Genomic DNA, 24,821 nt, shown 5'->3' with positions numbered 1-24,821 from the left:
GCGGTCGACCACGGGGCCCCGCCGCCTTCAACGGCGGGGCGGCAGCGGAAAGAAGCCGCTGGTGCGGGCCGCGTACTCGGCATAGCCCGGACGCTCGGCCATGTGCCGTTCCAGCAGCCGCTTTCCGCTGCCCTTGGTCAGCAACAGGCTCATCACCAGCGGGGACACGGCACAGACGGCCGCCGCGCCGAACGAGTCGCACAGGATCAGGAACAGGCCCCACCAGACGCAGAAGTCCCCGAAGTAGTTCGGGTGACGGGTGTACCGCCACAGCCCCCGGTCCATGATCCGGCCCTTGGCCGCGGGATCCGCCTTGAACCGGGCCAGCTGCGCGTCCCCCACCGCCTCGAAGAACATGCCCACCGCCCACAGCAGCGTCCCCGCCCAGGCGAACCCGGTCATCGGCCCCGTCACGTACTGCGCGGCCTGCAAGGGCAGGGACACCAGCCAGACGAGAGCGCCCTGGAGGAGGTACACCATGCGCAGGGCGTACAGGTTCCGGTTTCCGGGGGCCCTGGCCAGCATCCGCTCGTATCGCGGGTCCTCGCCGTGGCCGCGCCCGCGCCGCGCGATGTGCACGGCAAGGCGCCCACCCCACACCACTGTCAGTACGGTCACCAGGACCCGCCGCCCCGGATCGCCGGTGCCCGCCGACACCAGGAAACCCACCACGGCGACCGCGGCGAACCCGACACCCCACGCCACGTCGACGACCCGGTGCACACCCTTGCGCACGGCCACGGCGAACGTGACGAGCATGACGGCGAACGAGGCGGCGGCCGCCCACCCGAGACCGGTCGCGAAGTCCCCCCAGGCGAAGCCGCTCATGACCGGTCCAGACCGGGGTACCAGTCCCGCGGCGTCGCCGGCACACCACTGTGCCCCGCGGCCGTCGGACGGACGGCGAGGATCTGGTCGACGCCCATGCGCCGCTCCTCGAAGGCGAGGGCGCCGCCCACCAGGTACAGGCGCCACACGCGGGCCGTCTCCTCACCGACGAGCGCCACGAAGTCGGACCAGCGCTTTGCCAGTGTGTGATGCCACGCGGCGACCGTGCGCACGTAGTGCTCGCGCAGCGACTCCACCGACCGCACCTCCAGACCGGCCGTTTCCAGCAGGCCGACCGTCTCGCCCAGCGGACGCATGTGCATGTCGGGCGCGATGTACGCCTCGATGAACGCGCCGCCGCCCGGAGCCGTCGCCCCGCGCGACATCTGCTGGACCAGGACGCGTCCCGAGGGCCGCACCAGACGGTGCAGCGCAGCGGTGAACGCCGGGTACTCGGCGTCCCCGACGTGCTCGCCCATCTCGACCGTGGCGACCGCGTCGTAGTCACCGCCGGTGATGTCCCGGTAGTCCTGACACACCACATGCACCCGGTCCGCGAGACCCCGCGAGCGCACCTGCTCGTCCACGTACGCCGCCTGCTCGCGGGCCAGAGTCACCGCTGTGACCTGCACCCCGTGCCGCTCGGCCGCGCACAGCGTCAGGGAGCCCCAGCCGCAGCCGATGTCGAGCAGCCGGGCCCCGGGCACCAGGCCGAGCTTGCGGCAGATCAGCTCCAGCTTGGCGCGCTGCGCGTCGGCCGCGGTGAACTCCGGTCCTTCACCCGCCCAGTACCCGCACGAGTACGCCATCGTCTCGTCGAGGAGCAGCCGGTAGAAGGCGTTCGACAGGTCGTAGTGGTGGCTGATCGCGGCCCGGTCCCGGGACTTGGTGTGCAGGGCGCCGCGCAGCCGCGCCTGAGACGCGGGCGGGGCCGGGGGAGGGCCCACCGCGCCGAGGCGGGCGGCGGTGCCCGCCGCACGGGCGCGACCGGTCAGGGAGAGGCGGGGCGCGTGCAGCTTCCGTTTGCGGGCCGCCGACCACATGGCGCGCAGCCCTGCGGCCAGATCCCCTTCCACGTCGATGTCACCGGTCACGTACGCCTGCGCGAGCCCCAACTCGCCGGGGTTCCACAGCAGTCGGCGCAGCGCGCGGCGGGAGCGCACGACGACCACGGGGCCGTCGGCCGGGCCCGCCTCGGCGCCGTCCCAGGTGCGCAGGCGGACCGGGAGCGGCCCGCCGAGCGCGGTCTCGGCGAGTGCGGCGAGGCGGTGGGCGGCGCCGGTCATCGGCTGATCTCCTCCTTGGTGAGCAGGTACTGCTGTACGTCGAGGTATCCGGAGCGGAAACCGGCCTCGGAGTAGGCGAGATAGAACGTCCACATGCGCTGGAACGTCTCGTCGAATTCGAGCGCGGCGACCGCGTCGGCCCGCTCCGCGAACCGCTCCCGCCACAGCCGCAGCGTCTCCGCGTAGTGCGCTCCGTAGCCGTCGCGGCGGGCGATCGTGAGGCTGGTGTGGTCGCGCACCGTCTCGGAGATCGCCTCGACGGACGGCAGCAGCCCGCCGGGGAAGATGTACTTCTGGATCCAGGTGTATGTGGACCGGCTCGCCAGCATCCGGTCGTGCGGCATGGTGATGGCCTGTAGCGCGACCCGGCCACCCGGCGCCAGGAGTGCGTCGAGGGTGCGGAAGTAGGCGGGCCAGAACTCGGCGCCGACCGCCTCGATCATCTCGACGCTGACGACGGCGTCGTAACTGCCGCGTGCCTCGCGGTAGTCGCACAGTTCGACAGTGACACGGTCCGTCAGCCCAGCTGCCGCGACGCGTTCCATGGCCAGTTCGCGCTGTTCGCCGGAGAGAGTGAGCGACGTGACCCGGGCCCCGCGCGCGGCGGCGCGGATCGCGAGCTCGCCCCAGCCGGTGCCGATCTCCAGCACCCGGCTGCCGTCGCGGACTTCGGCGAGGTCGAGCAGCCGGTCGATCTTGCGGCGCTGGGCTTCCGCGAGCAACTCCCAAGCGGCGGGAAGGCCACGGAAGACGGCCGAGGAGTAGCTGAGTGTCTCGTCGAGGAAGAGCGCGAACAGTTCGTTGGACAGGTCGTAGTGGTGGCTGATGTTGGCGCGGGAGCCACCCGGGGTGTTGCGCCGGGCGGACGGCTGCCGCAGCGCCCACAGCCCGCGCAGCCGTTGCAGTGGTGCGGGCACCAGCTCGGAGGCGTGCGCGGCGAGGACAGTGAGGGCCGCCACGAGATCGGGCGCGTCCCACTCACCGGCCATGTACGACTCACCGAAACCGACCAGCCCGTGTTTGCCGATACGGGCGTGGAACGCGTCCGGCCGGTGGATGTGCAGGACAGGCCCGCCCTTGCCGAGCTCGGTGCCATCCGCGAACCGTACGCGCAACGGGAGTTCACGCAGGGCGCGGCGGACGACGGCCGCGGCGACAGCGGTCCGGGGTGAGGAGGCGGCGGGCGGCGCGGCTGCGCTGGGCCGGCGGGCCGGGTCCACGGGGAAGTGCGCGGGCCCGGACGGGGTCGCCGTGGTGGGGTGGGTGTCGCCGGTTCTCATGAGGTGTTCTCCGGAGTGCTGTTCTCGTGCTGGTCGGGGCGGGGCTGGACGGGCAGTCCCCGCAGGTAGAGGCGGATACCGTGCAGGCGGATGGCCGCGGACACGGCGAGCGTGGACCACGGCTTGCGCACGGCGAGTCCCAGCAGGGTTCGTGCACGTACTTCCTTCCTGGTGCCGCGAACGGTTGCGGTGAAGGGCCTGCCGCCGTCCCGCTCCAGGTGCACGGTGAGGTCGACCCGGTCCCCTGGAGCGGGCAGTCGCATGCGGTAGCGGCCGTCGACCGGGAAGAACGGCGAGACGTGGAACGCCTTGTCGGTCACCGCACGCCCCAAGGCATCGGGGCGCAGCAGATAGCTGTGACGTCCGCCGTACGTGTTGTGGACCTCGGCGACGACACAGCGCAGGGCGCCGTCCGGTCCGTGACACCAGTAGAGGGTCAGCGGGTTGAACACGTACCCGAAGACGCGCGCGTGGGTCAGCATCACGACCGGGCCGCCGTCCAGGTCCACTCCATGTTCGTGGAGGAAGGCGTCGAGCCCGGAGCGGAGGGACGATCGTCGCTCGCCGGTGAAGTGGTCACGGGCATCGAAGCGCGCCAACGGCCTTAGCGGAAAGGGTAGTTCGGGTGGGCGGTCGGGGTCGATGAGCCACATGTACGTGCGGTGGCGCAGAGTGTATCGGCGCGGCCCGGTGCGGACGTGGGTGATCGCGACGCGGTACAGGGCCGGGGCGCCGCTCACCATGACACTCCAAGGGCCGCGGCGGCCGCGACACCGGAGGCGCAGCCGTCCTCGTGGAAGCCCCAGCCGTGGTAGGCCCCGGCGAACGCGACGACGGGGGTGTTCAGTTCGGGCAGCCGTCGCTGCGCGGCCACCGACTCCGGTGTGTAGACCGGATGTTCGTAGGCCATGCGGGCACGGACCAGGGCCGGGTCGACGCGGTCCTCGCCGCCGAGCGTGACCACGTAGGTCTCGGGTGCGTCCAGGCGCTGGAGCCGGTTCATGTCGTAGCTGACGCGCACCCGGTCGGCGCTCGCCGAGCAGGACGGCATCAGGTAGTTCCAGGAGGCCCGGGCGCCCCGGGCACGCGGCAGCAGCGCGGTGTCGGTGTGCAGGAGCGTGGTGTTCCGCGAGTACCGGAAAGCGCCCAGTGTCTCCTTCTCCCGCGGGGTCGCGTCGGCCAGCAGGCTCAGGGCCTGATCCGGGTGGGTGGCGACGACCACCGCGTCGTGCGCGTGGGTCACGCCGTCGGCGGTGGTGAGGCCGACGCCGTCCGGATGCCGCCGCACGGCACGGACCGGAGCCGCGAGGCGCACCGTGTCGATGCCCCGGGCGACCCGGTCGACATAGCTTCGGGAACCGCCGGTCACGGTGCGCCAGGTCGGCGAACCGCTCACCGACAGCATCCCGTGGTGCTTCAGGAACCGGAACAGATACGCGGCCGGGTAACGCTGCGCCGTCGCGGCATCGCAGGACCACACGGCCGACACCAGTGGTGTCACGAAGTGTGTACGGAAATAGCCGGAGAAGCCCTCGCGGTCCAGGAACCCACCGAGGGTGAAGGTCTGGTCGGGCCCCTGTTCCAGCAGGCGCCGTGCGGCCCGGTGGAACGCGGGCACCTGCGCCAGCAGGCGCAGATAGTCCGCGCGCAGAGCGTTGCGGGGCCGGGCGAACAGCCCACCGGGACCGCGCGCTCCGGCGTACTCCAGGCCGCATCCCTCGCACCGCACCGACATGCTCATCTTCGACTCCTGCGTGGCGACGCCGAGTTCGGAGAACAGTCGCAGGAGGTTCGGATAGGTGTGCCGGTTGTGCACGATGAAACCGGAGTCGACGCGGTGCCCCGACCCGTCGGGCGCGGTCAGATCGTGGGTGTGCGCGTGTCCGCCGAGCCGGTCGGCGGCCTCGTACAGAGTGACGTGGTGTGCGCGGGCGAGTACGTGCGCGGCGGTGAGCCCGGCGACGCCACTGCCGATCACGGCAGTGCGCCGCCGCCCCACCACCCCTGGGGTGGCCTCTTCCGAGCTGCTCCCCGGCGCCCTCGACATCGCCTCTCCTCTCACCCGCCTGCGAACGCTGTCTCACGGGTAATCCGGAGCCGATCACTCGGCGGATTGGGGGAGGGGTGAAGTCAAGGGCGGCCGGCCCTGGCTCAGCTCTTGGGCATCAGGACGTTGTCGATGATGTACACGTTGGCGTTGGCGGTCTTCACGTTGCCGCAGACCACGTTCGCCGAGCCGTTGACCTTGTAGGACTCGCCCGAGCCCGAGGTCGTCAGCTTCGACTTCTCCAGCGTCTCGAACGAGCCCTTCTCCAGGTCCTTCGGCGCGAGCTTCTGGCCCACCACGTGGTAGGTGAGGATCTTGGTGAGCTGCTCCTTGTCCGCAAGGACCTTGTCGAGGTCCGCCTTCGGGATCTTGGCGAAGGCGTCGTTGGTGGGCGCGAAGACCGTGATGTTCTTGGCGTTGTTGAGCGTGTCGACCAGGCCGGCCTTCTTCACGGCGGTCACCAGGGTCGACAGGGCCGGGTTGTTCGACGCGGCGGTGGCGACCGGGTCCTTCGCCATGCCGTCGAAGGAACCCGCGCCGTCCTTGGGCACCGACGAACAGCCGGGACCGAACGGCTCGCTCATCGTTCCGGTGTCGCCGGAGGGACTGGCCTTCTCGCTGCCCTTCGACGCGGAGGCGGAGGAACTGTCGGACGCGGTGTCCTTGGAACTGCTGTCGGAGCAGGCGGTCAGGGCCAGCGGCAGCATGGCGGCAGCGGCGACAGCGATGGCGACACGACGGACTGGAGTGTGCATGGAAATCCCTCGACGATCGGATCCGTGAGGGCTTTCTGCCCTCATCGCCGGTAATCCGGGGCGGGACCGCAGGCGGATTGGTGGGTTCCTCAAAGAGTGAAAGTTCGTACGCCGATGGGACGCACGACCAATCCGGGCCAGGAACGGGGACGGATTCCCCGACATGGACGACGACATGACACGGCAACGGCCCCTCGGCATCAAGCGGCTGTCACTCGGCGCGCTGAGCGGTCTGCTCGCCGGCTACGCGGCCATCGCGATCGCGGAGCTGGTCTCCGCCGCGGTCCGGCCGGAGTCGGGTCCGGTGATCGCGGTCGGCGGGGCGGCCGTCGACCGCACCCCGCCCGCCGTGAAGGACTGGGCGATCCGCCAGTTCGGCACCAACGACAAGCTGGTGCTGCAGCTCGGCATCCTCGCCGTGCTGACCGTTCTCGCGCTGGCACTTGGCATGGTGGCCGCCCGATGGCGCCTGGCCGGTTCGCTCGGTGTGTTGGCCTTCGGAGTCGTCGGCGCGCTGGCCGCCACCAGCAGGCCCGACTCGACGAGCGCGACCGACGCCCTGCCGTCAATGGCCGGCGCGCTCGGCGGCGGCCTACTGCTGTACTGGCTGATCGGACGCCTCACAGCCCCCAGCGGGGCCACGGCGGCACGCGGCTCCGGTGAACCAGGCTGGGACCGGCGCGGGTTCATCCTCGCCGCCACGGCGGCAGCGGCCGCCTCGACCGGCGCCGGTCTTGTGGGCCGGGCGTTGAACGGCTCGCAGGGGCAGAACGCCGTCGCCTCGCGCAAGGATGTGGTGCTGCCGGCGCCCTCGTCGAAGGCCGCCCCCACGCCCCGCGGCGCCGCCCTGCGGATCGGCGGCATCAGTCCGTACGTGACACCCAACGCGGACTTCTACCGCGTCGACACCGCCCTCGTCGTCCCCAAGGTCGACGCCAACACCTGGAAGCTCCGCATCCACGGCGAGGGCGTCGAGCGGGAACTCACCCTGTCCTTCGCGGACTTGCTGAAGATGCCGCTCATCGAGCGCACCATCACCCTGACCTGCGTCTCCAACGAAGTGGGCGGCCCCTACGCCGGGAACGCCCGCTGGATCGGTGTCCGCCTCGCCGACCTGCTGCAGCGGTGCGGGGTCGAGCCTCCGTCGAAAGGCGGCCCGGCCGACCAGTTGGTGGCGCGTTCCGTGGACGGCATGACCATCGGCAGCCCGGTCGAGGACGTGCTGGACGGGCGGGACGCGATGCTCGCCGTCGGCATGAACGGCGAACCGCTGCCCTTCGAGCACGGCTTCCCCGTCCGCATGCTCGTCCCCGGCCTGTACGGCTACGTGTCCGCCTGCAAGTGGATCCAGGACATCGAGCTGACCACGTTCGACGCCTACGACCCGTACTGGGTCAAGCGGGACTGGGCCCGGCGGGCGCCCATCAAGACACAGTCCCGCATCGACACCCCCAAGCCGTTCGCCCGCCCCAACACCGGCACCGTCATGGTCGCCGGCGTCGCCTGGGCGCAGCACCGTGGCATCGACAAGGTCGAGGTCCGCGTCGACGACGGCCCCTGGCAGGAGGCCCGCCTCGCCGCCGAGGACACCCGCGACACCTGGCGGCAGTGGTCCCACGAATGGGAGGCCACCAAGGGTGGGCACACCCTCACGGTCCGGGCCACCGACCTCACCGGCGCCACTCAGACGGCGAAGCGCACCCCGACCGTCCCCGACGGGGCGTCCGGATGGCACTCCGTGGTGGTCACCGTGGACTGAGCGACAGGTCTCACCCCGGTCGACGCAGCCCACCGGAACCCTGCGAGGACCTCCCGAATCACCATGTGTTCCCATATCCGGGCCGAGGGAGCGAGATGTCGCGCGGATCGCCGCGCGGGTCGGCGCGGCGAAAGGGCGGGTGGCGGGATGGCAGGCGCGGGGGACAGAGGCGCGCGGACAGTCATGTGGATGCTGGGCGCGGTGCTGATGCTCGCCGTCGGGGCGGCGATGATCCCCGAGTTCCGTGCGGCGCAGCAACTGGAGCGGGAGTTCCGGGCGGCGCCGGTGTGCTTATCGGTCCCGGTCGAGGTGTCCAACTGCCGGTGGAAGCAGAAGTTCACCGTACGCAGCGTGGATCTGCACCGCGGTTCGAGGCACAGGTCGCCGGAGGCCACCCTGCTGCTGCCCTCCGGCAAGGCGTGGCATGTGACCTTCCGGAATGCCAACCCCGTGGCGTCGGGCCTCGAACCGCGCGACAAGGTGGTCGGGCTGATCTGGCGTGGCGACGTCGTCGACCTGCGCGATGCGCAGGGCGAGCGTCAGGAGACGTCCGAGGGCCCTCTGGACCGGCCGACGGACCGCCTCGGCGGTGCGCTCGCTTGCCTCTCGTTCGGCGCGGCCGCCCTGATCGGCTCCCTGTGGTCGGCGTTCGCCCGCGGCAACAGGCGTCACGACGCGGCCGGGAGAATGGTGCGCCTGCACGGCATCCCGCTCGGTGTCACCGCCATCCTCACGCTGTGGCTGCAGTCGGCCAACGACTGGCCCGCACGGTCGCTTCCGATCATCTGGGGGATCGTCGCGGCACTGATCCTCGCCAACATGGTGGGGTTCGTGGTGGCGGCGTTGCGCGGGCAGATTGGGCCCGCGGACGGGGAGGCGTGACGGCGGTCCGCCGACGGTGAGGCTGCTGGGCGGTCCCGCGCCTGATCGCTGTCCGGTAATGCGCGGGCTCAGCCCACGAACCTCCCGCTGAGCAACGTGCTGTCCGGGACCAGGTGGCGCGTTCGGCGATGGGGCAGCGTGTCGGCTCGATCGAGGATCCCGCACCGATCGTCGTGACCGCTGTGCAGACCCACAAGCTCGCCCTGCGAGCCCTGCGAGCCCTGCGAGCCCTGCGAGCCCTGCGAGCCCTGCGAGCCCTGCGAGCCCTGCGAGCCCTGCGAGCCCTGCTGGCCGAAGTGGCGGAGGGCGCCGGTGTGCGCAACTCGGCTGCGGTGGGCGCCCAGTTGGCCGTCCTGTTCGACGGAGCGATGACCGTCGCGACGTTCACGGGAGACACGGACGCCGCGCTGCACGCGCGCAAGGCGGCACAGGCGGTGCCGGCCGCGGAACTGTGACGGCTGACTACGACATATTCGTAGTTGGGCGTCACAGTCCCGGACGAGCGGTGGGGATTGTGGGGATCACGCTCTACTCCGGCTCCAGTACGAAGGTGTACTCGGCCTGGAGGTACGGCTCCGTGAGCTTGCTGCCGTCCGGCGGCGGGGTGGAGGCCGGGTGGCGTTCCGCGAAGGGGACGATCAGGGAGTCCTTCGTGCCGAAGACGACGTCGCTGTCCAGGTAGGCGCCGCCTTCCCGGAACAGGTGGGTGATCAGTCTGCGGTGTCCTGGGTGGTCGATGAGGAAGTGCACGTGGGCCGGGCGGAAGTGGCTGATCCGGGTCCTGTGGATGAGCTCGCCCACCGGGCCGTCCATGGGGATGGCGTAGCCGAGGGGCGCGACGGTGCGGATGCAGTACGTGCCGTCCTCGCGGGTGGTGTACTTCGCGCGCAGCCGGGCCTCGTCGACGTCGGGGACCTGGGACTCGTACGCGCCGTCGGTGTCGGCCTGCCATACGTCGAGGACGACGTGGGGGAGCGGTGTGCCCGCGGTGTCGGTGACCGTGCCGGTGAGGAAGAGCGGGGTGCCGGGGAGGCCGTCCGACATGTCGTGGGCGTACGCCACGTCGGGGGAGCCGTCGATGTGGAACGGGCCGAGGACAGTGGCGGGCGTGGCACGCTCGGAGAAGCGGTGGCCGAGCTCCACGGTGAGCATGCTCAGGCCCAGGACGTCGGAGGCGAGGACGAGTTCCTGGCGTTTGTCGTCGCTGAGTTGGCCTGCCGCCGTGAGCCAGGTGATCGCGGCCGCCCATTCTTCCTCCGTCAGGTTCACCTCGCGGGCGTACGCGTGGAGGTGGCGGACGAGGGAGGTCATCAGCTCGGCCAGGCGCGGGGATTCGGCCGTCGACCAGCGCTCGGCGGCCAGTTCGGTGAGGTCGTGCTCGTCGGAGGGCATGGGTTACTCCTCTGGGGAGGCGGGGCTCGGTGGGATCGGAGTGCTGTGCTGTTCCACTGAGGCGAAGATGTCGCGGGCGACCGGCGTGCGGATCTCCTCCGCCAGCTGTCCGATCAGGCCTGCCGTCCGGGCGAGCAGGGCGAAGCCGCGCAGGAGGGGGAGCGGGAGGCCCAGGTCGGCGAGGGCGGCTCCGCACACTCCGGCGCCGTTGAGGGGGAGTGTGCGGCCGAGGACGCTCGGGTGGGTGCGGCCGATGGCCTCGAAGAGGGTGAGGTGCGGGCCGAAGACGCCTTCTTCGTGGGCGATGTCCATGAGGCGCTGGGTGCGCGGGTCGCCCTCCTTGTGGAGGTGGTGGCCGAGACCCGGGATCAACTCGTGCGCGTCGCGGCTGTGTTGGGCCGTGCGGAGTGCGATCGCGTCCCAGGCCGGTCGGTCGTCCGGCGCCGGTCGGTCGTCGCCGAGCGAGGTCACCACCGCGTTGAGGAAATGGCCCGTGTCCTCGGTGACGCCCAGGAAGCGGGAGCCGCCGCCCAGCAGGCCTGCGGCGAGGGCACCCTGGACCGAGTCCGGGGCGGAGAGGTACGTGAGGCGGGAGACGATCGCGGTCGGGGTGAAGCCGTGGTCGGCGAGTGCGGCCAGGACCGCTTCGAAGACGCGGGTCTCGCCGGGGCTCGGGCGGCGCTGCGTGGCCAGCCAGAACGCCAGCTCGCCGAAGCCGACGGAGCCCATGATGTCCTCGGCCAGGTCCTGCCCGAGGAGTGTGATCCGCTTCGGGTCCGACGCGCCCAGGGCCGTGGGATAGGAGGGAACGGTGGGGGACGTGGGGGGAGTGGGGGATGCGGGGAGGTGCGGCTGGTCAGGCATGTGGGGGCTCCGTGGTCGTGGGCTTCGCCAGCCATGCGCGCAACTCCGCGCCATGCTCGTCCAGTTCGGGCGGTGGCAGGCGGTACGCGGCCGGGGTCGCGGAGAAGCGGATCGGGTGGCGGGTCGTGGGCAGGGCCCGGTCGCCCTCGCCGACGGTGACGACCGGGTCCAGGCCGAACTCCTCGGCCATCGCGAAGCCGCCGTCGATCGTGTTGATCGGGCCGCTCGGCACTCCGGCCCGCACGAGCAGCGTGAACCAGTCGTGCGCGCCACGCGTGGCCAGGCGCTCGACGAGGATCGGGCGCAGTTCCTCGCGGTGGGCCGTGCGGTCGGCGTTGCGGGCGAAACGTGGGTCGTCGGCGATCTCCGGGATCCCCAACACCGCGCACAGCGTGTGGAATTGGCTGTCGTTGGCGGCGGCGACGATCAGGTCGTGGTCGGCCGTCGGCAGCGGTTCGTACGGGAAGACGCTGGGGTGGGCGTTGCCCATGCGGAACGGGACCGTGCCCCCGGCGACGTACGCGGAGCTGTGGTTGACGAGGCCGGTGAGCGCCGAGGAGAGGAGGTTCACCTCGACGTGCTGGCCCTCGCCGGTGGCGTCGCGGTGGCGGAGCGCGGCGAGGGTGCCGATGGCGGCGTGGTTGCCCGCCATGACGTCGAAGACGGAGATGCCGGCACGGAACGGCGGGCCCTCCGGGTCACCGGTCAGGCTCATCAGGCCGGACATGGCCTGCACCATCAGGTCGTAGCCGGGGACGTCGCGGCCCGCGCCAGTGCCGAAGCCGGTGATGGACGTGTAGACGAGGCGGGGGTTCGCGGCGTGGACCGTCTCGAAGTCGAGGGCGTAGCGGTCCAGGCCACCGGGCCGGAAGTTCTCGATCAACACGTCGGCGCGGGCGGCGAGTTCGGCCGCGAGGGTGGCGTCGGCTCCGTCCCGGAGGTCCAGGGTGAGGGAGCGCTTGCCCCGGTTGATGCCCAGGTAGTACGTGGAGACGCCGTCGTGGACCGGGGGCATCCACGTGCGGGTGTCGTCGCCGCGCGGGCCCTCGACCTTGATGACGTCGGCGCCGAGGTCCGCGAGCAGCATCGTCGCGTACGGTCCGGCGAGGATGCGGGAGAAGTCGGCGACGAGGATGCCGGAGAGCGGCCCCGCGGTGGGGGGTGGTTGGTCGGGTGGGGTGTTTGGTGGCATGGGGCCGGCCTCTCCGTGTCCGGGGGCGGACACTTGTCCGTGCGGGGATTGTGGTGTCGGTGTCGGTGTGGCGTCATGGAGTGGTGGGCGCGCTCGCGGGGCTCCGCCCCGGACCCCGCTGCTCAATCGCCGCAGGGGCTTGAATGGCCCACCCGGGAGAAGTCGGCGCTGATGTCGCCGGCCGTGTGCAGCAGGCGTGGTACGTGGTCGTGGATCAGGGTCTCGACGGAGGTCTCGGCCGCGTGCGCGTTGACGTTGAGGCTTGCGATCACGTGGCCCGTACCGTCCCGCAGGGGTGCCGCCACCGAGCGGATGCCGCGGGCGAGCTGCTCGTCGGTGAGGGCCCAGCCGCGGGCGCGCACCTCGCTCAACTCCGCTTCCCATTCGGTGCGTTCGGGGTTCCAGAGTGCGGTGAGGCCCGAACGGCTCGGCTCGGCGAGTACGCGTGCCGCCTCGTCCGGGGGCAGCGCGGCGAGCAGCACCTTGCCGAGGGAGGTCTGGAGCGCGGGGAAGCGGGTGCCGATCTGCACGGACAGTGTGACGAGCTTCGGGCGGGCCACCCGGGCGACGTAGACGATGTCCGAACCGTCGAGCTGCGCGATCGAGCAGGACTCGTCCGTCTGCTCGACTAGCCGCTCCAGGTGGGGGCGCGCCACGTCCCACAGGCCCATCGACCGGACGTAGGAAACCCCGAGGTCGAGCACGCGTGGCGTGAGCGCGAAGCCGGTGGTGCACTGGCGGACGTAACCGAGTTCGGTCAGAGTCAGCAGGATGCGGCGCGCGGTCGGGCGGGCGAGGCCCGTCCCGCTCGCGATCTCGGCGAGCGACATCACCGGTCGGCCCGGCCGGAACACGGTGATCACGTCAAGGCCGCGGGCCAGTGCCTCGATGAAGTCCGGGCCGGTTCCTTCGCGGGGCATGGTGGTTCCTCCGTGCCATGGGCGGATCCAACTCCCCGCTGGTTCACGGGGATTGACATCAGGGTGCGCCTTCATCAGCATCGGTGGCAATGGCCGAACCGGCATCCGGACACTCGTCCGAAGTGGCCCGTAGTGAAACGGAGTGCCGGAGAGGAGACCGATGATGGATCGCTCAGCTCCAGCTCCGACTCCCACCCCGACACCGACTCCCTCGGATTCGCCCCGCCCGGCGCCATCGTTCCCGTCCGGACGGCCCGTCGTCCTGCGCGGCGGCACCGTCCTGCCCATGGACCGCGCCCGCCGGGTCCTCCCCGGCACCGACGTGCTCGTCATCGAGGACCGCATCGCGGGCGTGGGTCCACAACTCCGCGTTCCCGAAGGTGCGTTGGAGATCGACGCCACCGACGGCATCGTCATGCCCGGCATGATCGACACGCATCGGCACATGTGGCAGACGGCCATGCGCGGCTACGGCGCGGACTGGACGCTCACCCAGTATTTCGTCTGGTACTACCTCGAGCACGGCACGGCCTTCCGCCCTCAGGACATCCACGCGGGCAACGTGCTCGCCGCCGTCGAGGCGCTCGACGCGGGAGTCACGACGGTCGTCGACTGGTCGCACGGACTACAGAGCACCGGGCACGCCGAGGCCGCCGTGGACGCGCTGCGCTCCGTTCCCGGCCGGTACGTCCTCGCGTACGGCAACATCCAGCAGGCGCCCGCCGAATGGGCCACGACCCCCGACTTCCGCGCCTTCGCGCGCCGGCACATCACCGCTGCCGACGACCTGCTCGGCTTCCAGCTCGCCTTCGACGTCACCGGCGACCCGGCCTTCCCCGAGCGTCCCGCCTTCGAGGCCGCCCGCGAACTCGGCGTCCCCGTCAGCACGCACGCGGGGGTGTGGGGCGCCACCAACGACGACGGCATCCGCCTCATGCACGAGCACGGCTTCATGACACCCGAGACGGTCTACGTGCACGCGGCGACACTGTCCCCCGACTCGTACCACCGCATCGCGGCGACCGGCGGCTCGGTGTCCGTCTCCACGGAGAGCGAGCAGAGCGCGGGCCAGGGCTATCCGACGACCTGGGCATTGCGCGCCCATGGCATCCCCGTGTCCCTGTCGATGGACACGAGTGTGTGGTGGAGCGGCGATCTGTTCTCCGCCATGCGTACGACGCTGGGGGCCGACCGGGCCCGCGAGCACCTGGAGGCGCACGCACTGGGGGAGACCGTCACGCACTGCGCGCTGCGGGCGGAGCAGGTCGTGGAGTGGGCGACCGCCGGTGGTGCGCGGGCACTCGGCCGTGACCGTGACCTGGGAAGCGTGGAGGAGGGCAAGAAGGCCGACCTCGTGCTGATCAAGAACGACCACTCGCCCGTCTCCTTCCCGCTTCTCAACCCCTACGGGCACGTGGCCTTCCAGGCTCAGCGCGGCGACGTGCACACCGTCCTCGTCGACGGTCGGGTGGTGAAGCACGAGCACCGCCTCGTCGACATCGACCTCGCCGCCGTACGACGCGAGGCCGAGGCCACCGTCGAGCACCTGCGGTCGACGCTGGGCGAGGAGGTGTGGCGTGCCGGGATGAACCCCGACATCCCCCAGACGAAGATCCTCGACAACCCGTACACGTACACGGATTACCGGTCCGGAACGACCCACGGCCGGTGAGCGGGGTTCGCGGGAGGCCGCGTCGAGGGCCCCGGTCCACGTGTGAAAGACTTTCATCCTGCCGGTGCGTGCACGGTTCCGAGGCTTCGGCCGAGACCGTCGCCGTCACCACTCCTCTTCCGTTCTCCGGATGCCGCGCCCGTTTCCCCCGGACGCGCCGTGTCCGGACGTACGCATGAGCAGGTGGGGCAGGACGCCCGCGTCGGCGCCCCTGACCCCACGTGCGACGGAAACGACGGAACCAAGCCTGATGACACAAGTTGATGTGCCGGCAGCGGCCGCAGCACCGGCGGACAGCGGTGGCGACAAGCCCAGCCGTTACGCGAAGAGGGCGGTGTTCGCCTCCTCCCTCGGCTACGCGATGGACGGCTTCGACCTGCTGATCCTGAGCTTCGCCCTCTCCGCCATCTCGGCCGATCTGGGTCTCGACAAGGCGCAGGGCGGCTCGCTCGCGACCATCACGCTCATCGGCGCCGTCGTCGGCGGACTCGGTTTCGGGGTGCTCGCCGACCGGATCGGGCGGGTCAAGGTCCTCACCTACTCGGTGATCTTCTTCGCCGTCTTCACCGGCCTCTCGGCGCTGGCGACCTCGTACGGGGAACTGTCCGCGTTCCGGTTCCTGGCCGGAGTCGGCATCGGCGGTGAGTTCGGCATCGGCATGACACTCGCCGCGGAGGCGTGGCCGAGCAAGAAGCGGGCGCGCGCCACGTCGCTGGTCGCGCTCGGATTCCAGGCGGGCGTGCTGGCCGCCGCGCTCGTCTCGGCGCCCGTGCTCGCCGCCTGGGGCTGGCAGGGTCTCTTCCTGATCGGCGCGGTCCCCGCCGTGGTCGCCATCGCACTCCGCTCCCGACTGCACGAGCCCGAGCACTTCACGCGCACCCGCAGCGAGGGGCCTCGGCTGTCGGCGCTCGCCGCACTGAAGCTGCTGGTGAAGGACGGTCCCACGGCCCGCGCCAGCTTCGGCGTCCTCGTCCTGACGTCGGTCCAGAACTTCGGCTACTACGGCATCATGACGTGGCTGCCGACGTACCTGAGCGAGCGGTTCGGCTACAGCCTCACCAAGTCCTCCGGCTGGACCGCCGTCACCGTCGTCGGCATGGCGCTCGGCATCCTCCTCTTCGGTGAACTCGCCGACCGCCTCGGGCGCCGCAGGACGTTCTGGCTGTTCCAGGTCGGCGCGGCCGTCTCCGTCCTCGCGTACAGCCAGCTCGTGTCGCCCTGGGCGCTGCTCGTCGGCGGCGCCGTGATGGGCCTCTTCGCCAACGGGATGACCGGCGGCTACGGGGCGCTGATGGCCGAGCTGTACCCGACGCAGGTGCGGGCCACCGCGCAGAACACCCTGTTCAACATCGGCCGCGCCGTGGGCGGCTTCGCGCCCGTCGTCGTGGCGCTGTGCGCGGACCGGTGGGGCTTCGCCGTCGCCATCGGCCTGCTGTCCGCGATCTACGTCGCCGACATCCTCGCCATGTTCGTCATCCCGGAGCGCAAGGGCGCACGGCTCGCGTAAGTCGGCGTGCGGGAGTGCTCGCCTTCGGCGCGGACGGGTCGCATGCTGGGACCGGATGCCCGCGCCGAAGGGGAGGCCCCCGTGACCGCTCGCGATCAGGACCTGCGGGCCCAGAAGATCTGGGCCCGCGACGCGCCCCACTACGACGGCTGGATGCGCCGCTTCGACCGCCACATGCTCCGCGGCGGCCGGGCCCGGCTGTGTGCGGGAGCCCGCGGCCGGGTCCTCGAGGTCGCCGTCGGCACCGGCCTGAACCTGCCGCACTACCCCAAGGGCACCGACCTGACCGGGGTCGACCTCTCCCCGGACATGCTGGCCCGTGCCCGGATGCGGGCGGCCGATCTCGGCGTCGACGCCACGCTCAGCGAGGCGTCGGCGACGCGACTCCCGTTCCCCGACGGCTCGTTCGACACGGTCGTGTGCGCGCTGGCCCTGTGCTGCATCCCCGACGACCGCGCGGCCGTCGCCGAGATCCGCCGCGTCCTCGTACCGGGCGGCACGCTGCTCCTGATGGACCATGTCATCAGCCACCGGTTCGCCGTCCGCACGGTCCAGCGCGCCATCGAACCCCTGATGCTCAAACTCGCCGACGACCACCAACTGCGGCGCCCCCTGCACCTCGTACGGGAGGCGGGATTCGGCGTCGTCGAGCGTGAGCGCTACAGCTTCGGTGTGATCGAACGGCTCGTCGCGGTCAAGCCCGAGCAGGAGTGAGGGAGTCCAGGACGGCGGCGAGGTCCGCGCCCGCGCGCAGGAGTTCCACGGAGCGCGCGCCGATCCGGTCGAGGCGCTCCACGAGGATGCGCCGGACCCGCTCAGGACCGTCGCCCTCCTCCAGCGAGTGCAGCGAGTGCAGCGAGCCGACGATGTCCCGCACCGCTGGGATGCCGTATCCGCTGCCGCGCAGTGCGGCCACGATCCTGGCCGCGCCGATCGCCGAGGCGTCGTAACGGCGCGCCCGCAGTGACGTCACCCGCTCGGGAATGACGAGGCCCTCCCGCTCCCAGAAGCGCAGCGTCGACGTGCGGACGCCGAGCGCGGCGGCGAGTTCGGTGATGGTCATGGTGTCATCGACCCCGGCCGCGCCGTGGTGTGCCGCCTCGGACTCGATGGCCCACAACGCCTGCTGGGCGCGCAGCACTTCGTCGCGCTCGCGCGCGAGGCCGATGTGTACGTCGTTGATCGTGGCGGCCGCCTCCGTGACCGTCCGCGTCCACAGATCGGCCATCAGCTGCCGGGCGGCGACGGGCCCGATGGCTCCGGCGAGCCCCCGGTAGGCGCGCAGCGCCCGCACATGGACGGGTGTGTAGGCCCGGTAGCCGTTGCTCGACCGCACGGCCGGCGGGACGACCCCGAGCCGCTCCAGGTCGCGGACCTGTTGCACGGAGTACCCCGACTCCCTGGCGACATCGACGGTCCTGAGTGCGTTCCCGTCGGCCATCGATCCCCTCCCAACCCTCTCAACCCCACATAAGCGCTTCAAGCCGATGCTTGAACCATGAGCAGCAACCCGAGTATGGAACAGATCATCGCGACCGTGCGCGCCTTCGAGGGCGCGCTCGTCCTCGCTCCGGAGCCCGGCGGCGACTTCCCCGAGATCGCGTGGGGCGACGCGTTCTTCTACTTCGCACCGGACGGCGAGGTCCCCAGGAATGTGCAGCCGTACGGGACGGTCGTCACCAAGAACTATCCGGGCGACGGGCTCTCGGACCTCGACGCACCCGGCCGCCTGCGGGTGAACATCCAGCTCGACCGGGCCACGTTCCAACAGCTCACCGGCGCGTCCCCGGTGGACCACGCGGCCGTCGACACCGTGCTGCCGCATCCCGTGTACGGCGCCCAGAACTGGATCTGCGTCGTCAATCCGGCCGAGCGGACGTACGACACGGTTCTGCGGCTGCTGCGCACCGCGCACGACGCGGCACGCGCTCGCTTCGAGCGCCGCCGGCAGGCCTGATCAGCAGACCGTGCCCGGCCGGGCGGCCGTCGCCCGCAGCAGCTCCCGTGGTCGGGGCGGAGCTTTGCGGCATGTCGTGGTCGTACGTCGGCTGTTTCACGGTCGTCGGTCCGCTCGGTCACGCCTCACTCGGCGCCGCGTTGGGACGCGTGGAGCCGGTGTCGGGCAGGGGGCTGCCGCTCGGCACCGGCGGTCGACGGGTACCCGCGCGGGTGGCTCCGATGCCGGCGGCGACCACGAAGGCGATGCCGGCCGCGGGGGCCAGGGCGGGCGTCTGGCCGAGGACGAGGAGGCCGACCAGCATCGCGATGGCGGGTTCGAGGCTCATCAGGGTGCCGAAGGCCGACGTCGTCAGGCGCCGCAGGGCGAGAAATTCGAGGGCGAAGGGCAGGACGGGACTCAGGGCGGCAAGCGCGAGCATGATCCACAAGGTCGGCCAGGTGATGTGCGCGGAGACGGCGGGTGCGGCGATGAGCATGCCGAGCACACCGGCGACGGGCATGGAGAGCGCGAGCCCCTTCAGGCCGGTGACACGGTCGCCGACGCGTTGGGTGAGCAGGATGTAGGCAGCCCAGCAGACCGCTGCGGACAGCGCGTACACCGCACCGAGCGCGTCGAGGCCGCCGTGCCAGGGCTCGGTCAGCAGGACGACACCGATCGCGGCCGCCGCGGTCCATGTCCGGCGGCCGTGGCCGGGCCCGAACAGGGAGACGGCCAGCGGGCCCAGGAACTCCAGCGCGCTCGCCGTGCCGAGCGGCAGGCGGTCGAGGGCCAGCATGAAGAACACCATCATGCCCGCGGTCGCGGCGCCGAGCACCGTGCAGGCCAGCAGATCCGAGGCTGTGAAGTCACGGCGGCGGGGCCGGACGAGGACGAGCAGGAGGAGACCGGCCCAGCCCAGTCGGAGGCCCGCCGTGCCCAGCGCGCTGAGCTGGCCGAAGAGGGGCACGGTCAGGGCCGAGCCGAGCTGGACGGTGGACATGGAGGCGACCGCCATCGCGAATCCGGCTTGCGCGCCGCTGGGACGGGACCGCTGTGGGGGCTGGGGCGAACTCATGGGCCGTAGTCAATGCTCCATGCATCGTTCGTGTCCACGTGCCGATCATGGACATTCCGTTCGACGATCCTGGACAATGGAACGATGGAGACACGGCGCCTGCGGCTACTGGTGGAGCTGTCCCGGCTGGGGTCGATGCGCGCGGTCGCCGACACGGTGGGCACGACGACCTCGACGGTCTCCCAGCAACTCGCCGTCCTCGCACGGGAGATGGGGGCCGATCTGATCGAGCCGGAGGGGCGGCGGGTGCGGCTCACCCCGGCCGGCCGGCGACTGGCGGAGCACGCCGTGACGATCCTCGCGGCCGTCGAGACCGCGCGCCTCGACCTCGCTCCCGGAGCCGAGCCGAACGGAACGCTGCGAGTGGCCGGATTCGCCACCGCCATCCGCGTCCACCTGCTGCCCCTCGTCACCGAGCTGGCGGAGAGCCACCCCCGGCTGCACATGCTCGTCCGTGAGCACGAACCCGCCGAGGCCCTGGAACTGCTCGCCTCGGACGAAACCGATCTCGCGCTCACCTACGACTACAACCTGGCGCCCGCGGACCCGGACCCCGCACTGCACACCACGGCTCTGTGGACCGCGCCCTGGGGACTCGGCGTCCCCGCCGACGCCGCGGTGCCGGACGACGCGGACACCCTCGACGTCTTCGGCCGCTTCCGCGCGCAGGACTGGATCGTCAACTCACGCGGCACGTCGGACGCGACCGTCATCCACACCCTGGCCTCCATGGCAGGGTTCACGCCCCGCGTCACCCACCAGGCCGACAGCCTCGACCTGGTCCAGGGCATGATCACCGCTGGGCTCGGAGTGGGACTGCTCCCCGTCGGCACCCCCACCGTCCCCGGGGTCCGGCTGATCCCGCTCACCGGCCCCGAGGTGGTGCTGCGCGCCCACGTCGTCGGGCGCCACGGCCGCCTGGGCTGGCCACCGCTCGCACTGGTCACCGACCTCCTCGCCCAGCGGACCGCGTCCCGGCCGCCCGCTCAGTAACTGTCGTAGCTGGGCTCACCGTTGGGCCGGTAGACGCCGACGACGGTGCCGCCCTTCGTCGTCGAGACGCTGACCGGCTCAAGGGCGGTGGGAATCGCCCCTCCGGCGAACAGCCGCTTGCCGGTGCCGATGATCACCGGGTGGATGGTCAGCCGGTACTCGTCGACGAGCCTGCCCCGCATCAGGGTCTGAGCGAGGTCGCCGCTGCCCACGACGTTGATGTCGCCACCGCCGGACGCCTGGAGCCTGCGTACGGCGTCGACGACGTCGCCCTCCAGGAGCGTGGAGTTCTGCCAGTCGACCGACGTCAGGGTCCGCGAGGCCACGTACTTGCGCATGCTGTTCATCCGGGCGGTGAACGGGTTGCCGGGATCGGCGGACGGCCAGTACGACGCGAAAAGCTCGTACGTCTTGCGCCCCAGCAGCATCGCCTCGGAGTGCTCGTACCAGCCGGCGATGGCCGCGCCGACCTCCTCGTCGTCCGTCGGCTTCTGCCAGCCGCCGTGCTCGAACCCGTCCTCGATGTCCTCGTCCGACCCACCCGGCGCCTGCATCACGCCGTCCAGCGTCAGGAACGTACAGACAATGATCCTGCTCATGGTGTGCTCCCTTCGTCGACGGGTAGACCGGCCGACCGCCGCAAACTCATCGACGGGACCTCTGGGAGCACACCGCGTGGCAGCGCCCGAGAGACCTACAGCCCGTACGTCTTGCCGATGATGTCGCGCTGGATCTCGCTCGTCCCGCCGTACACCGTCGACACGACCGTCGCGCGCAGCAGGGCCTCCATGCCGTACTCGGTGGCATAGCCGTAGCCACCCATCATCTGCATGCCCTCCAGGGTGATGTGCTTCGCCAGCTCCGTGCACTTGAGCTTCGCCATCGAGGCCTCGCGGGCGAACACCTTGCCCGGTTCCGCGTCGATCGTCGCGGCGACGTCGTCCAGGAGGAGCTGCGCGCACTCCAGCTCCGTCGCCATGTCCGCGATGCGGTGCTTGAGCGCCTGGAAGGAGCCGATGGGACGGCCGAACTGCTCGCGCTGCCGGACGTACGCCAGGGTGTCGTCGAAGGCCCGGCGCGCCACGCCCTGCATCATCGCGGCGAGGATCATCCGCTCCAGGTTCAGGCCCGCCATCAACTGCGTCCAGGCCTTCCCCGGTGTGCCGACCACCGCCGAGTCCGGGACGAAACAGTCCGTGAAGTAGAGGTCGTTGACCTCCTTGCCGCCCATCGTGTCGATGCCGCGGATGGTCAGGCCCTCGGCATCCGTCGGCACCATGAACTGGGTGAGGCCCTCGTGCTTCGCCGAACCCGGTTCCGTACGGGCGATGAGGAGGATGTGGTCGGCGAAGTGGGCGTTGGAGCACCACGTCTTCTGCCCGTTGACCAGGTAGCCGCCCGCGGTGCGCTCCGCGCGGCAGGCCAGCGCGCCCACATCGGAACCGGCTCCCGGCTCGGACATCGAGACGGACTCGACGCGGCCGTTCACCACGCCTTCGAGGACGGTGCGCTTCTGTTCCTCGGTACCGAACTTCTCGTACGCCGCCGCGGTGATGATCGTCGTGCCGAAACCGCTGATGGGGGCGCGGCCGTAGGACGTCTCCTGGAGGAAGAGGGAGAGGTCCACCATGCCGCGTCCTGCGCCGCCGTACTCCTCGGGGACGGCGATGCCGAGCCAGCCGAGCTTCGCCATCTTCTCGTACAGCTGCTGGTTGTGGTGCTCCGCGCCGTTGGACGTCAGCTTGTCGCGCTGCTCCTTCGTGCCGCACTCGCGACCGCAGAAGTCCGCGATGGCCTTGACCAGATCGCCGCGTTCGTCGGACAGGACTCGGGGCATGGGGTGTCTCCTCAGTCGTCTGAGTCATTCGAGGCATCAGAAATGAAGGGTGTACGTGGCGTGTGATCAGCCGTCGCGTACCGCGGGGAAGACGGTGTGCAGCAGGTGGACAATCGAGCGGGTGAGCATCACGTGCAGGTCGTCGCGGGTGAGCGTGCCGCGCGCCAGCCACTCGTGGGACGCCGACTTGAGCATGGCGCTGTGGGCGCGGATCATCGCGCGGAGCGTCTCCCGGCCCGCGTCCTCGGTGACGTCCGTCATCATGGCGGCCTCGAGGATCCGGTCGGTGGCGATCTCGTCGGCCTCCAGCATGATCCGGTCGACCTCCGGGTCGCCGAGGGACTCCATGCCGATGGCCGCGAGCCACATCTCCCGGTTCCGCTCGACGACTTCGAGCCAGCGGTCGACGCAGACGGCCAGGCGTTCCTCGGCCGTGGTCCGCGGCAGCCGCTGTGACACGGAGGCCGGGATGACCATCATCTGCCGCACCACTTCCAGATACAGCCGCCGCTTGTCGCCGAAGTAGTGGTTGACCAGGGCCCGGGCCACGCCGGCCTCGCCCGCGATGTCCGAGATCGACACCGAGGCGTAGCCGGCGGAGCCGAACCGTCGGCGGGCCACGGCGAGGATCTCGGCGCGGCGCGCGTCCGGTTCCATCCGGCGCCGCCGGGTGACCTGGGTCTTGCCTCCCATGGGCGGCTAGTCCTTGTCCCTGTCCAGGGGATCCCTGTCGATGGGGGCCCGGTCCACTGGGTCGTCCGCCTCGTACATCGACTCGATCGTCGCCGCGTGCAGGTCGTCGATGGCCCGGCGGCGCAGGCTCAGTTTGGGCGTCAGCTCGCCGGTTTCCGTCGTCCACGGACCGGCGACGACCCGGTACCGCTTGACCTGTTCCACCCGCGAGAGCACCGCGTTGGCCTCCTCGACCGCGGCGTCCAGTGCCGCCAACACCTGCGCGTGCTCGGCGAGTTCATCGAGCCCGGTGGTGGTGAGCCCCTTGGACTTCGCCCACTGCGGTGCCGCTTCCTCGTCGAGGACGAGCAGTGCGGTGACGTAGCGGCGCCGGTCGCCGATCGCGACGGCCTGGCCGATCAGCGGGTGGGCGCGCAGCAGCGACTCGATCTTCGTCGGGGCGATGTTCTTGCCTCCGGCGGTGATGATGAGTTCCTTCTTGCGGTCCGTGACGGTGACGATGCCCCGGGAGTCGACGGTGCCGACGTCGCCGGTCGGCAGCCAGCCGTCGGCGTCCGTGCCGGAGGCGATGCCGCCGTCCTCCTGGAGATACCCCGAGAAGACGACGGGACCGCGCACGAACAGCTCGCCGTCCTTGGCCTCCTTGACCTCGATACCCGGTCCCGGACGGCCGACGGAGCCGAGGGCGAACACGTCGGGCGTGCTGACCGTGGCCGCGCCCGTCGTCTCACTCAGGCCCCACACCTCGTACACCGGCAGGCCCACGCTCGCCAGGAATTCCAGGACGGCCGTGGGGATCGGCGCGGCGCCGCTGAATGCCCGTAGGCAGTCGTCGAAGCCGATCGCTGCGCGCAGCGGGCGCAGTGCGAGCTCGTCCAACGTCTGGAGCTGTTCGGTCAGTTCGGGTGGGACGCCCTTGCCGGCGGAGCGCAGCCGGAAGACTTCGAGGGCCGTCTTCTGGGCCTGCGCCAGGGCGGTCGCCTGCTGCTCGGGGAGCGCGGCGAGCTGGGCGCGCAGGCCGGTGGTGAGCTTCTCCCACACCCGTGGCACACCGAAGAAGCCGTGCGGGCGGACCTTCCGCAGCGCGGGCAGCAGCTGGTCGGGGGAGGGGCAGATGGTGACATGGCCGGCGCTGCAGATCGGCATGTAGATCCCGAGGACCCGCTCCGCGATGTGTGCCATCGGCAGGTACGCGACCGAGCGTGGATGCGGCGGCAGCGGTACCAACTGCTCCTGCATCACGGACTCGTGGATCACATTGCGGTGCGAGAGCACCACGCCCTTGGGGTCGCCGGTGGTGCCGGAGGTGTAGACGAGGGCCAGTGGCTGATCCGTGGTCACGGCGTCGGTGAGCGACTCGAAGGCCGCGTCGTCGGGCGGCAGGGCGTTGCGCACCGCCGCGTAGCTGACGAATCGCGGGTCGTCGGCCGGCGCGGCCGACCAGTCGAGGACGACGACGGCCCGTAGCCGTGGCAGTTCGTCGAGGACCGGCGCCCAGCGCCGCACCTGCTCCTCGCCCTCCAGGACCAGCACGGTGGCCGCGCTGTGCCGGGCGATGACACCGATCTGCTCGGTGCTCAGGGTGTCGTACGTGCTGCAGGGCAGCGCCCCGATGTGGGCGGCGGCCAGGTCGGTGACCCAGTGCTCGGCCCGCTTCGACATCGCGATGAGCAGGCGATCGCCGCGGCTCAGGCCGAGTTGGCCGAGGCCGCGGGTGAGCGCGGCGGTCTCGGCGCGCAGTTGGCTCCAGGTCAGGGTGCCCGCGTCCGGCCCGATGCCGGTGGTGAGGGCGGGCCTGCCCCCGAACTCCTGGGCGTTGCGGCGCAATAGTTTGGTGATCGTCAGCCCGTCGACGGACTGGCGTAGCGGCTCTGTTGGCGTCACGGCGGCTCCCGGATAC

At 71.1% G+C, this 24,821-nt stretch carries 24 protein-coding genes; 8 read left to right on the top strand and 16 right to left on the bottom strand.

The annotated features are described in order from the left end of the window. Positions 1-27: 27 nt before the first annotated feature. From ACIRHA_RS16455 to ACIRHA_RS16430, 6 genes are all read right to left on the bottom strand, one after another. The gene (locus ACIRHA_RS16455) at positions 28-828 is read right to left on the bottom strand and encodes a DUF1295 domain-containing protein (RefSeq protein WP_403845571.1); all 801 of its coding nucleotides are present in this window, start codon (positions 826-828) and stop codon (positions 28-30) included. Further along, on the bottom strand, positions 825-2,114 hold the full coding sequence (locus ACIRHA_RS16450) for a class I SAM-dependent methyltransferase (protein WP_403845568.1): 1,290 nt from the start codon (positions 2,112-2,114) through the stop codon (positions 825-827). The genes ACIRHA_RS16455 and ACIRHA_RS16450 overlap by 4 nt, the downstream gene beginning before the upstream one ends. Then, a complete protein-coding gene (locus tag ACIRHA_RS16445) occupies positions 2,111-3,394 on the bottom strand; it encodes a class I SAM-dependent methyltransferase (protein WP_403845566.1) in 1,284 nt (427 codons plus the stop codon). The genes ACIRHA_RS16450 and ACIRHA_RS16445 overlap by 4 nt, the downstream gene beginning before the upstream one ends. Further along, on the bottom strand, positions 3,391-4,137 hold the full coding sequence (locus tag ACIRHA_RS16440) for a DUF1365 domain-containing protein (protein WP_403845564.1): 747 nt from the start codon (positions 4,135-4,137) through the stop codon (positions 3,391-3,393). The genes ACIRHA_RS16445 and ACIRHA_RS16440 overlap by 4 nt, the downstream gene beginning before the upstream one ends. After that, a complete protein-coding gene (locus tag ACIRHA_RS16435; RefSeq protein WP_403845562.1) occupies positions 4,131-5,441 on the bottom strand; it encodes an NAD(P)/FAD-dependent oxidoreductase in 1,311 nt (436 codons plus the stop codon). The genes ACIRHA_RS16440 and ACIRHA_RS16435 overlap by 7 nt, the downstream gene beginning before the upstream one ends. Positions 5,442-5,545: 104 nt before the next feature. After that, positions 5,546-6,196: a fasciclin domain-containing protein gene (locus ACIRHA_RS16430; protein ID WP_403845560.1), complete on the bottom strand. Its 651-nt coding sequence runs from the start codon at positions 6,194-6,196 to the stop codon at positions 5,546-5,548. A gap of 163 nt (positions 6,197-6,359) precedes the next feature. Here ACIRHA_RS16430 and ACIRHA_RS16425 point away from each other — a divergent pair, with 163 nt between their 5' ends. The 3 genes from ACIRHA_RS16425 (at position 6,360) to ACIRHA_RS16415 (ending at position 9,292) form a co-directional block, all read left to right on the top strand. Continuing rightward, positions 6,360-7,955 (top strand): sulfite oxidase, encoded by a 1,596-nt coding sequence (locus ACIRHA_RS16425; protein WP_403845557.1) that lies wholly within the window; start codon positions 6,360-6,362, stop codon positions 7,953-7,955. A 189-nt stretch (positions 7,956-8,144) separates the two neighbouring features. Beyond that, complete coding sequence (locus ACIRHA_RS16420) at positions 8,145-8,837, top strand: hypothetical protein (protein ID WP_403845554.1); 693 nt, start codon at positions 8,145-8,147, stop codon at positions 8,835-8,837. 128 nt (positions 8,838-8,965) lie between these two features. Continuing rightward, positions 8,966-9,292 carry a hypothetical protein gene (locus tag ACIRHA_RS16415; protein ID WP_403845552.1) on the top strand — a complete coding sequence of 109 codons (327 nt, stop codon included), beginning with the start codon at positions 8,966-8,968 and terminating at the stop codon, positions 9,290-9,292. 73 nt (positions 9,293-9,365) lie between these two features. On the opposite strand, the gene ACIRHA_RS16410 is transcribed toward ACIRHA_RS16415, so the two are convergent. The 4 genes from ACIRHA_RS16410 to ACIRHA_RS16395 form a co-directional block, all read right to left on the bottom strand. After that, positions 9,366-10,229, bottom strand: coding sequence for a dioxygenase (locus tag ACIRHA_RS16410; protein WP_403845550.1), 864 nt, complete (start codon positions 10,227-10,229; stop codon positions 9,366-9,368). Positions 10,230-10,232: 3 nt separating this feature from the next. Next, positions 10,233-11,093 (bottom strand): citryl-CoA lyase, encoded by an 861-nt coding sequence (locus tag ACIRHA_RS16405; protein WP_403845548.1) that lies wholly within the window; start codon positions 11,091-11,093, stop codon positions 10,233-10,235. Then, entirely contained in the window at positions 11,086-12,285 is a 1,200-nt protein-coding gene (locus tag ACIRHA_RS16400; RefSeq protein ID WP_403845546.1) for a CaiB/BaiF CoA transferase family protein, read from the bottom strand. Before ACIRHA_RS16400 ends, ACIRHA_RS16405 begins: the two co-directional genes overlap by 8 nt. Before the next feature lie 122 nt (positions 12,286-12,407). Then, positions 12,408-13,205, bottom strand: a complete 798-nt coding sequence (locus ACIRHA_RS16395; protein ID WP_403845544.1) for an IclR family transcriptional regulator C-terminal domain-containing protein — start codon at positions 13,203-13,205, stop codon at positions 12,408-12,410. A gap of 286 nt (positions 13,206-13,491) precedes the next feature. Between ACIRHA_RS16395 and ACIRHA_RS16390 the strand changes: the two genes are divergently transcribed. The 3 genes from ACIRHA_RS16390 (at position 13,492) to ACIRHA_RS16380 (ending at position 17,098) form a co-directional block, all read left to right on the top strand. Further along, positions 13,492-14,877 (top strand): amidohydrolase family protein, encoded by a 1,386-nt coding sequence (locus ACIRHA_RS16390; protein WP_403845541.1) that lies wholly within the window; start codon positions 13,492-13,494, stop codon positions 14,875-14,877. 250 nt (positions 14,878-15,127) lie between these two features. After that, positions 15,128-16,384, top strand: coding sequence for an MFS transporter (locus tag ACIRHA_RS16385; protein WP_403845538.1), 1,257 nt, complete (start codon positions 15,128-15,130; stop codon positions 16,382-16,384). A gap of 81 nt (positions 16,385-16,465) precedes the next feature. Further along, a complete protein-coding gene (locus ACIRHA_RS16380) occupies positions 16,466-17,098 on the top strand; it encodes a class I SAM-dependent methyltransferase (RefSeq protein WP_403845535.1) in 633 nt (210 codons plus the stop codon). Here the strand turns inward: ACIRHA_RS16380 and ACIRHA_RS16375 are convergent. After that, the gene (locus ACIRHA_RS16375) at positions 17,079-17,825 is read right to left on the bottom strand and encodes a MerR family transcriptional regulator (RefSeq protein WP_403845532.1); all 747 of its coding nucleotides are present in this window, start codon (positions 17,823-17,825) and stop codon (positions 17,079-17,081) included. The genes ACIRHA_RS16380 and ACIRHA_RS16375 overlap by 20 nt on opposite strands. A 75-nt stretch (positions 17,826-17,900) precedes the next feature. Between ACIRHA_RS16375 and ACIRHA_RS16370 the strand changes: the two genes are divergently transcribed. Continuing rightward, positions 17,901-18,341: a DUF6194 family protein gene (locus ACIRHA_RS16370; protein WP_403846482.1), complete on the top strand. Its 441-nt coding sequence runs from the start codon at positions 17,901-17,903 to the stop codon at positions 18,339-18,341. Between the two features lie 118 nt (positions 18,342-18,459). On the opposite strand, the gene ACIRHA_RS16365 is transcribed toward ACIRHA_RS16370, so the two are convergent. After that, positions 18,460-19,398, bottom strand: coding sequence for an EamA family transporter (locus ACIRHA_RS16365; protein WP_403845529.1), 939 nt, complete (start codon positions 19,396-19,398; stop codon positions 18,460-18,462). An 84-nt stretch (positions 19,399-19,482) separates the two neighbouring features. On the opposite strand from ACIRHA_RS16365, the gene ACIRHA_RS16360 reads away from it, so the two are divergent. Next, entirely contained in the window at positions 19,483-20,391 is a 909-nt protein-coding gene (locus tag ACIRHA_RS16360) for a LysR substrate-binding domain-containing protein (RefSeq protein ID WP_403845526.1), read from the top strand. On the opposite strand, the gene ACIRHA_RS16355 is transcribed toward ACIRHA_RS16360, so the two are convergent. The 4 genes from ACIRHA_RS16355 to ACIRHA_RS16340 form a co-directional block, all read right to left on the bottom strand. Continuing rightward, a complete protein-coding gene (locus ACIRHA_RS16355) occupies positions 20,385-20,990 on the bottom strand; it encodes a dihydrofolate reductase family protein (protein ID WP_403845523.1) in 606 nt (201 codons plus the stop codon). The two genes, ACIRHA_RS16360 and ACIRHA_RS16355, sit on opposite strands and share 7 nt — an antisense overlap. 95 nt (positions 20,991-21,085) lie before the next feature. Continuing rightward, a complete protein-coding gene (locus ACIRHA_RS16350) occupies positions 21,086-22,228 on the bottom strand; it encodes an acyl-CoA dehydrogenase family protein (RefSeq protein ID WP_403845520.1) in 1,143 nt (380 codons plus the stop codon). 66 nt (positions 22,229-22,294) lie between these two features. After that, complete coding sequence (locus ACIRHA_RS16345; protein ID WP_403845517.1) at positions 22,295-22,921, bottom strand: TetR/AcrR family transcriptional regulator; 627 nt, start codon at positions 22,919-22,921, stop codon at positions 22,295-22,297. A 6-nt stretch (positions 22,922-22,927) separates the two neighbouring features. After that, positions 22,928-24,805 (bottom strand): AMP-dependent synthetase/ligase, encoded by a 1,878-nt coding sequence (locus tag ACIRHA_RS16340; protein ID WP_403845514.1) that lies wholly within the window; start codon positions 24,803-24,805, stop codon positions 22,928-22,930. Between the last annotated feature and the right edge of the window lie 16 nt (positions 24,806-24,821).

Origin of the sequence: Streptomyces sp. NPDC102360 (assembly GCF_044766085.1) — a bacterium.
GTDB lineage: Bacteria > Actinomycetota > Actinomycetes > Streptomycetales > Streptomycetaceae > Streptomyces.
The sequence above is the reverse complement of the archived record's forward strand: the minus strand, read 5'-3'. Positions and strand labels throughout refer to the sequence as shown.